Annotated in this window: 3 protein-coding genes; all 3 read right to left on the reverse strand. The window is 73.6% G+C overall.

Annotated elements, in window-relative coordinates; all coding sequences use genetic code 11:
* Window positions 1–1,808: type I polyketide synthase (locus ACFXMF_RS42680; RefSeq protein ID WP_380021139.1), on the reverse strand; the 1,808-nt coding region annotated here is incomplete at its 3' end.
* Window positions 1,809–1,891: 83 nt separating this feature from the next.
* Window positions 1,892–10,483 (reverse strand): type I polyketide synthase, encoded by an 8,592-nt coding sequence (locus ACFXMF_RS42685; protein ID WP_380021135.1) that lies wholly within the window; start codon window positions 10,481–10,483, stop codon window positions 1,892–1,894.
* 31 nt (window positions 10,484–10,514) lie between these two features.
* Window positions 10,515–12,917: SDR family NAD(P)-dependent oxidoreductase (locus tag ACFXMF_RS42690; protein WP_380021137.1), on the reverse strand; the 2,403-nt coding region annotated here is incomplete at its 5' end.

Consider the following 12,917-nt stretch of genomic DNA (forward strand, 5'->3'; position numbering starts at 1 on the left):
ACACCCTCCACACCGGTCAACACATCCACCGGCGACCAATCCACAAACGACTCCAACGCCTTCGCGCACTCCCCGAAACGCGCGGCGAAGACCGGCGACTGCGCATGGAGTTCCGCCGCCATCCCGACCCACTGCGAACCCTGACCGGGAAACACGAACACCGTCTTCCCGACCGGCCCCGCCGACCCGGTCACCACACCGGTCACCGAGTCGCCGCGTCGGACCGCTTCCAGCGCCTCGGTCAGTGCGTCCCGGTCGCCGATCACCACGGCCCGCTCGCCGAAGGTCGCCCGGGTGGACGCCAACGAGAAGCCCACGTCAGCGGTGCGCGGCGACGGGTCCACGGCGAGCCGCTCCGTCAGCCGACCCGCCTGGGCCCGCAGCGCGTCCGGCGTCTTCGCCGACAACACCCACGGCAGGCTCACCGGCTCCGGGGTGGCGTCCCGCTCGGGAATCTCGGCGCCGGCCTCGGGGAGTTCGAGAATGAGGTGGGCATTGGTCCCGCTCACCCCGAACGCCGACACCGCCGCCCGACGCGGTCGCCCGGTCTCCGGCCACGGCCGAGCCTGCGTCAACAACCGCACCGCGCCCGCCGACCAGTCCACATGCGGGGTCGGCTCCTCGGCGTGCAGCGTCCTGGGCAACACCCCGTGCCGCAACGCCTCGACCATCTTGATCACCCCGGCCACCCCCGCCGCGGCCTGCGCATGCCCGATGTTCGACTTCAACGAGCCCAACCACAAAGGCTCTTCAGCCGGACGACCCTGGCCATAGGTCGCCAACAACGCCTGCGCCTCGATCGGATCACCCAGCGTGGTGCCCGTCCCGTGTGCCTCCACCACGTCCACGTCACCCGTGGCCAGTTCGGCGTTGGCCAGCGCCTCGCGGATCACCCGTTGTTGCGCGGGTCCGTTGGGCGCGGTCAGGCCGTTCGAGGCGCCGTCCTGGTTCACCGCGCTGCCGCGCACCACCGCGAGTACCCGGTGGCCGAGTCGTTCGGCGTCGGAGAGCCGCTCCAGGATCAGCACGCCGACCCCCTCCGCCCAGCCGGTGCCGTCCGCCGACGCGGCGAACGCCTTGCAGCGGCCGTCCACGGACAATCCGCGTTGCCGGGAGAACTCGACGTAGCCCATCGGCGAGGCCATCACCGTGGCCCCGCCCGCGACCGCGAGGTCGCTTTCGCCCGCGCGCAGCGACTGGGCGGCCAGGTGCAGCGCCACCAGCGACGACGAGCACGCGGTGTCCACCGTCACCGCCGGGCCCTCGAAGCCGAAGGTGTACGAGATCCGGCCGGACGCCACGCTGCCCAGCGTGCCGGTGCCGAGATAGCCCTCCAGTTCCTCCGGGACCTGGTCCAGGGCCGGGGCGTAGTCGATGCCGGCGATCCCGGTGAACACCGAGGTCCGGCTCCGACGCAGACCGGTGACGTCGATCCCGGCCCGCTCGAACGCGTCCCACGCGGTCTCCAGGAGCAGCCGCTGCTGGGGGTCGATGGCCGGCGCCTCACGGGGCGAGATGCCGAAGAACGCCGCGTCGAAGTCCCCGGCGTCCGGCAGGAAGGCGCCTGCCGTCGTATAGGTGGTGCCGGGTCGGTCGGGGTCCGGGTGGTAGATGTCGCGCAGGTCCCAGCCTCGATCGGTGGGCGCCTCGCCGACCGCGTCGGTGCCGGAATCGACCAGCCGCCACAGGTCTTCGGGCGAGTCGACACCGCCGGGCAGCCGGCAGGCCATCCCGACGATCGCGATCGGCTCGCGTCGGCTCGCCTCGACGTCGCGGACCCGCTTGCGGGCGTCGCGGACGTCGGCCAGTGCACGCTTGAGATATCCCCGGAGCTTTTCTTCGTCCGCCATGGAACTGCCTTTCATGGTTGCGTTGGTGGGGTCCGGGGGGATCAGCGGGATTCGAGGTCGCCGTCGAGCAGGCCGAAGAGTTCCTCGTCGCTGGCACTGTCCAGGTCGATCTCGTCGGAGATCACCGGCGCCGCGACGACGCTCGCCTCGGCCCACTTGTTCGCCAGCACCCGCAGTCGGTCGATGATCGCCAACCGGCGGGCCGAGTCGCCGAGGTCCGCGGTCAACGCGGCGTCCAGTCGGTCGAGTTCGGCCAGCGCCGCCGGCAGCGGCAGGCCCGGGGTCGCGATCGTCGACTGTTCGGCGAGGAACTCGGCGACGCCCGCCGGGGTCGGGTAGTCGAAGATCAGCGTGGCGGGCAGTTGCAGTCCCGACCCCGCGTTGAGCCGGTTGCGCAGCTCCACCGCCGTCAGCGAGTCGAACCCGAGTTCGCGGAAGGCCCGTTCGGGCTCGACGGTGGCCGGGTCGCCGTGCCCGAGCACCACGGCCGTCTCGGCGCGGACGAACTCCAGGACGACGGACTCTCGTTCGGCACCGGTCAACCCGACGAGTCGACCCGGCAGGGTGGGTCCGGCGTCCTCGGTCGGCCGGGAAGGCTCGTCGGGCAGTGCGCCGGCGTCGCCTCGGGCGGTCCGGCTGCCGTCCAGCCAGTACCGCTCGTGCTGAAACGCGTAGGTGGGCAACTCCACCCGGCGCGGTCGGTACCCGGCGTAGGCCGTGCTCCAGTCGACGTCGACGCCGCGCACCCACAGCTCGGCGAGGGAGGTGTACAGGCGCTGCGCGCCGCCCTGGTCGCGGCGCAGCGTGCCGACCACCAGCGATCGGGTCGCCGCGGCGTCCTCCAGGGTGTCCTGGATCGCGGCCACCAGCACCGGATGCGGGCTCACCTCGACGAACACCCCGTGTCCGGCGGCGGCGAGGCCGCGGGTGGCCTCCTCGAACCGCACGGTCTCGCGGAGGTTGTCCGCCCAGTAGGCGGCGTCCATCGTCGCGGTGTCCAGCCACTCGCCGGTGAGCGTCGAGCGCAGCGGCACCGAGCCGGAGACGGGCACGATCGGGGCGAGGTCGGCCAGGATGCGCTCGCGGATCTCGTCCACGTGGGCCGAGTGCGACGCGTAGTCCACCGGGATCAACCGGGCCCGGCCGCCCTCGGCGGTGACCGAGTCGACCAGTTCGGTGAGCGTTTCGGGCTCGCCCGACACCACCACCTGCCCGGGGCCGTTCACCGCCGCGATCGAGATCTTCCCGTCCCAGCGGGCGATGCGCTCCCGGACCTGGGTCTCGGGGAGCGCCAGGGAGGCCATCCCGCCGCGCCCGGACAGCGCCACGATCGCCCGACTGCGCAACGCGACGACCCGAGCGCCGTCCGCGAGCGAGAGACCGCCGGCGACCACGGCGGCGGCGATCTCGCCCTGCGAGTGGCCGACCACGGCATCGGGGGTCACGCCGTACGAGCGCCACACTTGCGCCAGCGAGACCAGTACGGCCCACAACACGGGCTGGACCACGTCCACCCGATCCAGCGTGGGCGCGCCCTCGACGCCGGTCAGCACGTCGACGGCCGACCAGTCCACGAACGGTTCCAACGCCTTGGCGCACTCACCGAATCGGGACGCGAACACCGGGGAATGGACCAGCAGTTCGGCGGCCATTCCGGTCCACTGCGAGCCCTGGCCGGGGAAGACGAACACCGTGCGGCCGAGCGGGCCGGTCGCCGATCCGGTCACCACGCCGGCGGCGGAGTCGCCTCGGGCGAGCGCGGCCAGGCCGGTGGTCGGCGAGTCGCGGGCCACGATCACCACGGCGCGCTCTTCGAGCGCGGCCCGGCTGCCGATCAGGGCCGCGCCGACGTCCACCGGGTGGGGGTCGGCCGCCGTGACGAACTCGGCGAGCCGGGCCGCCTGTCCGCGCAGCGCCGGGGCCCGCTTGGCGGACACGATCCAGGGCAGCACCAGGTCGGGGCGCGGGTCGTTCGGTTCGGGTTCTGGCTCCAGTGGCGGTTGTTCCAGGATCACGTGCGCGTTGGTGCCGCTGACTCCGAACGAGGAGACCCCGGCCCGACGTGGCCGGCCGGTCTGCGGCCACGGCCGAGCCTGTGTCAACAACCGCACCGCGCCCGCCGACCAGTCCACATGCGGACTCGGCTCGTCCACATGCAACGTCTTCGGCAACACACCATGCCGGAGCGCCTCGACCATCTTGATCACCCCGGCCACCCCCGCCGCGGCCTGCGCATGCCCGATGTTCGACTTCAACGAGCCCAACCACAAAGGCTCTTCGGCCGACCGACCCTGACCGTAGGTCGCCAACAGGGCCTGCGCCTCGATCGGATCCCCCAGCGTCGTCCCCGTCCCATGCGCCTCCACCACGTCCACATCACCGACGGCCAGCCCCGAATTCGCCAACGCCTGCCGAATCACCCGCTGCTGCGACGGACCATTCGGCGCCGTCAACCCATTCGACGCACCGTCCTGATTCACCGCACTGCCCCGCACCACCGCCAACACCCGATGCCCATAACGCCGCGCATCCGAGAGGCGCTCCAGCAGCAGCATGCCGACGCCCTCGGCCCAGCCGACGCCGTCCGCCGCCCCCGCGAACGCCTTGCAGCGGCCGTCCACGGACAAGCCGCGCTGCCGGGAGAACTCGGTGAACGCGCCGGGCGAGGCCATCACCGCGACACCGCCGGCGAGCGCCAGGTCGCTCTCGCCCAGCCGCAACGACTGCGCGGCGAGGTGCAGGGTGACCAGCGAGGACGAGCACGCGGTGTCGATGGTGACCGCCGGGCCCTCGAAGCCGAACGAGTAGGAGATCCGGCCGGACGCGACGCTGCCCGCGTTGCCGTTGCCGACGTAACCCTCCAGCGTGCTGGGCACGTTGCCCGGATGTGGCGCGTAGTCGTGGTACATCACGCCGGCGAAGACGCCGGTTCGGCTGCCGCGCAGGGTCGTCGGGTCGATGCCGGCCTGCTCGATCACCTCCCACGTGGTCTCCAGGAGGAGCCGCTGTTGCGGATCGGTGGCCAGCGCCTCACGCGGCGAGATCTCGAAGAAGCCCGCGTCGAACTCGGCGGCGTCGTAGAGGAATCCGCCGTGCCTGGTGTACGACTTGCCGGCCGCCTCCGGGTCCGGGTCGAACAGCTCCTCGACGTCCCAGCCTCGATCGCTCGGGAACTCCCCCACCGCGTCGGTGCCGGCTTCGACCAGGCGCCACAGGTCGGCCGAGGAGGCGACGCCGCCCGGGAGCCGGCAGGCCATGCCGACGATGACGATCGGGTCGTCCGTCGACGGGGTGGGCAGGTTCGGGCCGGAGGCCGGTGCGACCGGCTCATCCCGCAGATCGCCGAGCAGTTCGCCGCGCAGGTACTCGGCCAGCGCGCCCGGGGTCGGGTAGTCGAAGACCAGCGTCGCGGGCAGCCGCAGGCCGGTACCGGCGTTGAGCCGGTTGCGCAGCTCGACGGCGGTGAGCGAGTCCATGCCCAGGTCGCTGAACGCCCGCCGGACGCCGACCGCGTCCGGCTCCGCGCCGAGCACGCCGGCGACCTCCGCGCGGACCAGGTCGAGCAGTTCCTGTTCGCGTTCGGCCGGGCCGAGAGCGGCCAACCGCCGGGCGAGCGAGGCCGCGCCGGCTGCCTGGGCGGCTGCGGCCTGCCGTCGCTGCGGCCGGACCAGGCCGCGCAGCAGCGCCGGGACCGCTTCCGGCCGGGCGCGCAGGCCGGCCAGGTCCAGCGGTGCGGGAATCAGGACGGCCCGGTCCGACTCGATCGAACCCCCGTCCGGCCGCACCGCCAGGTCGAACAGCCGCAGCCCGTCCGTCGAGGCCAGCGCGCGGATCCCGGCCCGGGCCGCGCGCCGGCGATCCGCGTCGGCCAGGTGCGCGGTCATCCCGCCCGCCTCGGCCCACATGCCCCAGGCCAGCGAGATCGCGGGCAGCCCGGCGGCACGGCGGCGGGCGGCGAGTGCGTCCAGGAAGCTGTTGGCCGCCGCGTAGTTTCCCTGGCCGGGGCCGCCGAGTACGGCCGCCACCGAGGAGAACAACACGAAGCCCGCCAGGTCATGTTCGCGGGTCAGCTCGTGCAGATGCCAACTCGCGTCGGCCTTGGGCCGGAGCACCGCGGCCAGCCGCTCGGGGGTGAGCGCGTCGAGCACACCGTCGTCGATGACCCCCGCCGCATGCACGACGGCGGTCAGCGGATGGGCCACCGGCACGCTCGCGAGCAGCGCGGCCAGCGCCTCCCGGTCGGACACGTCCGTCGCCACGACGGTCACCTGCGCACCGAGCCCGGTCAGCTCGGCGACCAGATCACCCGCACCGGGTGTGTGCAACCCCCGACGGCCGGTCAACAACAGCCGGCGCAGGCCGTGTTCGACCACCAGATGGCGAGCCAGCAGTGCACCGAGCACGCCGACGCCGCCGGTGATCAGGACCGTGCCGTCCGGATCCCAGCCGCGCACCTCGCGCGGATCGAGCGATACGGGCCGGCGCAGGCGCGGGACGTGCAACGCGCCCGCACGCAGCGCGAGTTGCGGTTCGTCGGTGGCCAGTGCGGTCGCGTACGCGGCGCCCAGGCCGGTCGGTGCGGCGAGGTCGTCCCGGTCGAGGTCGATCAGTACGATCCGACCCGGCTGTTCGGACTGGGCCGAGCGGACCAGGCCGGCCACCGCCGCGCCGGCCGGGTCGGGAGCGTCGCCGTCGGCCACGGCGAACGCGCCGCGGGTGAGTACCAGGACACGCTCGGCGTCGCCCTGGAGCACGGCCAGCACACGGGCGCTCTCCCGGTGCGCGGCGGCGAGAATGTCCTCCGGCCCGGTCTCGACCGCGACCACGAGGGTGCCGTCGTCGAGCGACTCGGTATCCGAGCCGGGCTCGATGCCCACCGTCGCGGGTAGTTCGACCCAGCCCGGCTCGAACAGGGTGTCCTGCCCCGCCGAACGCGACGCGTCGAGCTGATCCACCGTCACCGGCCGGGTGGCCAAAGCCTCGATCGATGCCACCGGGGCGCCGCTCGCGTCGGCGGCCCGGAAGGTCAGTTCGCCCGGACCGGTCATCGCGATCCGAACGCGCAGCGCGGTCGCGCCGGCGGCGTGCAGCCGTACCCCGTTCCAGACGAACGGCAGTCGACGGCCCGCTTCCGCCGCCGACTCGTCCAGGTCGCGCACCGACGCGAGGTGCAGAGCCGCGTCGAAAAGCGCCGGGTGGATGCCGAACCGGGCCGCGTCCGGATGCGCTTCGGCGGGCAGGGCGACCTCGGCGAGCAGTTCGTCGCCGAGCCGCCAGGCGGCCCGCAGGCCCCGGAAGGTCGGCCCGTACCCGATCCCGGCCTCCGCGAGCCCGGCGTAGGCCCCGCTCACGTCGAGCGCCGTCGCCCCGACCGGCGGCCACTGCTCGGGCTCGGCGGCGGCGCGCGGCGTGTCCTCGGACGCGACCAGGAAACCGGCCGCGTGCCGCACCCACGGCGTGTTCGGCTCGGCCTGCTCCGGCCGGGCGTACACCGCGATCGACCGCCGGTCGGCCGGCTCGCCGGTGGAGCCGCCGACGACCACCTGGAGGTGCACCGCGTCCCGCTCGTGCAGGATCAGCGGCGCCTCGATCACCAACTCGTCCACGGTGTCCAGGCCGACCTCGTCACCGGCGCGGATCGCCGCTTCCACGAAAGCCGTTCCGGGCACCAAGGCCGAGCCGAACACGACGTGGTCGGCCAGCCACGGATGGGTGCGCAGGGACAGTCGGCCGGTCAGCAGCACCGTCTCGGTGCCGCCGTCCGCCGCCGCGTCCTCGCCGCCGGCGACCCGCAACGACGCGGCCACCAAGGGGTGGTCCGCCGCCACGAGGCCGAGCCCCGCCGCGTTCGTGGCGCCGCTCGCGGGTTGGTCGATCCAGAAGCGGCGGTGCTGGAACGCGTAGGTGGGCAGGTCGACCCGGCGGGCATCGGAACCGGCGTACAGGGCGGACCAGTCGACGTCGGCGCCGTTCGTGTACGCGGTGCCCAGTGCGAGCAGCGCGGTGTCCGGCTCCGGTCGATCGCGGCGCAGCGCCGCGGCGAACGCACTCTCCTCGGCGGCGGGTGTCTCGGCCAGGGTGTCCTGGGCCATCGCGGTCAACACGCCGTCCGGGCCGAGCTCCAGATAGGTGGTGACGCCGGCCGCCGCGAGGTGGTCGATCACGTCCTTGAAGCGGACCGCGTGGCGCACATGGGCCACCCAGTGGCCGGGATCGCCGAGCTCCTCGATGCCGACGGGCCGACCGGTGAGGTTGGAGACCACCGGGATGCGTGGGGCCCGGTAGGTGAGCCCGGCCGCGATCCGCTCGAACTCGGCGAGCATGCCGGTCATCAGCGGCGAGTGGAACGCGTGGCTGACCCGCAGCCGCTTGGTCTTGCGGCCCTGCTCGGCGAAACCGGCGGCGACCGCGAGGGCCGCGTCGGCGTCGCCGGAGAGCACGATCGAGTGCGGTCCGTTGATCGCCGCGATGCCGACCAGGTCCACCTGCTCGGCCAGCGCGGCGGCGGCCTCCGTCTCGGTGGCCTGGATCGCGATCATCGCGCCGGTGGTCGGCATCGCCTGCATCAGCCGGGCCCGAGCCGCCACCAGCGTCGCCGCATCGGCGATCGAGAGCACGTCCGCGACGTGTGCGGCGCTGAGTTCGCCGAGCGAGTGTCCGGTGACGAAGTCCGGTCGCAGGCCCCACGACGCGTACAGCCGGTGGAGCGCGACCTCGATCGCGAAGAGGGCGGGCTGCGCGTACACGGTGCGATCCAGTTGCTCGGCCGCGTCCTCGGCGACGCCGAACACCACGTCGCGCAGCGGATGCGGCACGTGGCCGGCGAGTTCGCGATCCAGCGCCGCGGCGATCTCGTCGAACGCGGCGGCGAACACCGGGTAGGCGTCGTACAGTTCGCGGCCCATGCCGACCCGCTGGCTGCCCTGACCGGTGAACAGGTAGGCGAGTGCGCCGGATCCGACGGCCGAACCACGCACCACGCCGGTGCTCGGCGTGTCGGCCGCGAGTGCGTCGAGGCCGGCCAGGAACCCGGCCGGCTCGCCGGCGACCAGCACCGCGCGCTCGTCGAACGCGGCCCGGGAGGTGACCAGCGAATGGCCGATGTCCGCCGGGTCGCTCGCCTGGGCCTCGGCCTCGCGCAGGTGCGTGGCGAGTCGGGCGGCCTGGACGCGCAACGCGGCGGGGGTTCGGGCGGAGAGCAGCCAGGGTGCGGCGGGAAGCGCGTTTCCGTGCCGCTCGGGCGCCTCGACGGCTTCGGGCTGCTCCAGGATCAGGTGCGCGTTCGTGCCGCTCGCGCCGAACGCGGAGATCCCGACCCGACGCGGGCGTCCCGTCTCCGGCCACGCGCGTGCCTCGGTGAGCAGCCGGACCGTGCCCGCCGACCAGTCCACGTGCGGCGTCGGCTCGTCCACGTGCAGCGTCTTGGGCAACACGCCGTGCCGCATCGCCTCGATCATCTTGATCACGCCGACGATCCCGGCGGCGGCCTGGGTGTGCCCGATGTTGGACTTGGCCGAACCGATCCACAGCGGCCGGTCCTCGGGGCGGTCCTTGCCGTAGGTCGCGATCAGCGCCTGCGCCTCGATCGGGTCGCCGAGCGTGGTCCCGGTGCCGTGCGCCTCGACCGCGTCGACGTCGGCCGCGCTCAGCCGGGCGTTGCGCAGTGCCTGCCGGATCACCCGCTGCTGGGACGGGCCGTTCGGCGCGGTCAGACCGTTGGACGCCCCGTCCTGGTTGACCGCGCTGCCGCGCAGCACGGCGAGCACCGGGTGGCCCAGTCGCCGGGCGTCCGCCAGCCGTTCCACCAGCACCAGGCCGGTGCCCTCGGACCATCCGGTGCCGTCGGCCGCACCGGCGAACGCCTTGCACCGGCCGTCCGGGGCCAGGCCGCGCTGCCGGGAGAACTCGGTGAATCCCAGCGGCGAGGCCATCAGGGTCACCCCGCCCGCGAGCGCGAGGTCGCATTCGCCGTCGCGCAGCGCGTGCGCCGCCAGGTGCAGCGCGACCAGCGAGGACGAGCACGCGGTGTCCACGGTGACCGCCGGGCCCTCGAAGCCGAACGAGTAGGCGATCCGCCCGGACGCGACACCGGCCGCATTGCCGTTGCCGATGTAGCCGCCGACCTCGTCGGGCACCTCGGTCAGCCGAGCCGCGTAGTCCTGCCCGTTCAGGCCGGCGAACACCCCGGTCCGGCTGCCCGCCAGCGTGCCGGGATCGATGCCGACCCGCTCGAACAGCTCCCAGGCGGTCTCCAGCAGAAGCCGGTGTTGCGGGTCGGTGGCGAGTGCCTCGCGCGGCGAGATGCCGAAGAACTCGGCGTCGAAACCGGCGATGTCGGGCAGGAACGCGCCCTGCCGGGTGTACGTCTTGCCGGGTCGATCGGGATCGGGATCGTACAGCTCCTCGACGTCCCAGCCGCGGTCCTGCGGGAAGTCGCCGACCACGTCGATGCCTTCGGCCAGGATGCGCCACAACTGCTCGGGCGATTCGGCGCCACCGGGCAGCCGGCAGGCCGCCGAGACGATCGCGATCGGCTCGGGCGTCGGGTGTTGCGCCTCCTTGAGCTGTTCCCGGGTGTCGTGCAGCTCGACGGTGAGCCGCTTGAGCAGGTGGCGGATCTGCTGGTCGCTCATGGTGGTTGTGCCTTTCGCAGGGACCGACAAGTCAGGAGATGCCGAACTGCTTGCCGATGAATTCGATGAGCTCGTCGTCGGTGGCCGAGTCGATCTCCTCGGCGATGCCCGCGACTTCGGCCCCTTCCGGATCGCCGGCCGGCGCCGCGCCGGCGGCCCAGCGGGCGGCGATCTCGGTCAGCCGTACCGCCGTCGCCGCATGCTCGGCCGGATCACCGGCGGCGGCGTGCGCGAGCAGCGCCTCCAGCCGGTCGATCTCGGCCCGCACCGCGTCGGCGTCGGGGAGCAGGTCCGGGACGAGTTCGCCGTGCAGGTACTCGGCGAGCACGTTCGGGGTCGGGTAGTCGAAGACCAGCGTCGCGGGCAGCCGCAGGCCGGTCTCGGCGGTCAGCCGATTGCGCAGCTCGACCGCCGTCAACGAGTCGAACCCCTGGTCGCGGAACGGCTTCCCGGCCGCCACCGCGTCGGCGGAGGTGTGCCCGTGCACGATCGCCGCCTGGGTGCGCACCAGTGCGACCAGGTGCGGCCGGCGCTCCTCCCGAGCCAGGTCGGCGAGCGTCGCGGTGAGCCTGTCCGCCGCCGACTCGGCCGATCCGACGGGCGCGGTCGGGCCTACGGATCCGGCCGATCCGGCGGGTGTGCGCAGGAGTTCCGCCACCAGCGGGTGTGGACGGTCCCGGAACAACACGTCCCAGTCGATGTCGCACACCGTCAGGTGGCTCTCGTCCGCGTCCAGGATCCGTCCGAGCGCCTCGACCGCGAGCGCCGGATCGAGCATGGTCAGCCCCTGTCGACCGAGGCGCTCCTCGATCTCCGGCGCGGCGATCCCACCCCCGGCCCAGTGCCCCCAGGACACCGAGGTCGCGGGCAGCCCGTCGGCCCGACGACGGGCGGCGAGGGCGTCCAGATACGCGTTCCCCGGCGCGTAGTTGCCCTGCCCGGGGACTCCGCACAGGCCGGCCACCGAGGAGAACAGCACGAATGCCGAAAGGTCCGCGTCCCGGGTGAGTTCGTCGAGATGGCGGGCGCCGTCCACCTTGACCCGCAACACCCGCTGCTGCTGGTCGGGGGTCAGGTCGCCGATCACCGCGTCGTCCAGGATCGCCGCCGCGTGCAATACCGCGGTCAGCGGGAACTCCATCGGAACGTCGGCCAGTACGCCGGCCAGTGCGTCCCGATCCCCCACGTCGCACGAGGCGAAGGACACCCGGGCGCCCAGTGCGCCGATCTCCTCGGCCAGCCGCGTCGCGCCGGGCGCAGCCGCGCCGGTCCGGCTGGCCAAGAGCACGTGTTCGGCCCCGCGCGCCGCGACCCAGCGGGCCACATGCCCACCCAGTGCCCCGGTACCACCGGTCACCAGGACGGTGCCGGACGGCCGCCAATTCCCGGCCGGTCGGGCGGCACCGAGCGGCGCACGCACCAACCGACGTCCCCACACGCCGGTCGGCCGCACCGCGACGTCCTTTTCGTCCACCGCTCCGGCCAGCACCGCCGACAGGCGGGCCCACACCGGGGATTCGGCGTCCGAGCCCGGGTACTCGCCCGGCAGGTCGATCAAACCGCCCCAGGACCGCGGACTCTCGGCCGCGACGACCCCGCCGAAGCCCCACACCAACGCCTGCTCGGGCACCCGCACCCGATCCGCCGGGCCCGCCGACACCGCACCGCTGGTGACCGCCCAGAGCGGTGCCGACACCCCGGCATCGTCGAGCGCCTGGACCAGCGCCACCGTCGCCGCCGCGCCCCAGGGCACCGCGTCGAACCCGGGCACGGTGCCCTCGGCCAGGGCCAACAGCGACACGACACCCGCGAGCGACTCGTGCTGTCCTGTCAGCAGGACCCGCAACGCGGCCCGCTCGGCCAGGTCACGCGCCACCGACACCCGCTCGACCCGAGCACCGGCGGCGCTCAGCAGCGGCGTCAGGAAGTCCGCCCACCCGATCGCGGCCGGCTCCTCCGGCACCACGAGCAACCACGTCCCGCGGAGGCCGCCGACTCCGGGACCGCCGACCGGGCGCCAGACGATGCGATGCCGCCACGCGTCGACGGCGGCGCCGGACCGGGTGCGGTCCCACCACGAGGACAGCGCGGGCAACACCGCGCCCAGCGTCTCCGCCGAGGCGTCCGCGCCCAGCGCTTCGGCCAGTCCGGCCCGGTCGCCACTCTCCACGAGCGCCCAGAACGCCGCGTCGATCGCCGCCCCCGAGCCCGCGCCACCACCCGTCGTCGCCGCCCCGGCCGGGGTGACGGCGTCGAGCCAGTAGCGCTTGCGCTCGAAGGGATACGTGGGCAGTTCGACCGGGCGCGGTCGGGCACCGGCGAAGGCGGCGGTCCAATCGACCGGCACGCCCCGCACGAAGGCTTCGGCAAGGGAGGTGTACAGGCGCCGCACGCCGCCCTGGTCACGACGCAACGTGCCGACCACGACCGGGTT

The sequence above is a fragment of the Embleya sp. NPDC059213 genome, from assembly GCF_042754445.1.
GTDB lineage: Bacteria > Actinomycetota > Actinomycetes > Streptomycetales > Streptomycetaceae > Embleya.

Bases quoted from the DNA above. Each gene is read 5' to 3' on its own strand.
- ACFXMF_RS42685 (WP_380021135.1), bottom strand. From the start codon at position 10,483: ATGAGCGACCAGCAGATCCGCCACCTGCTCAAGCGGCTCACCGTCGAG.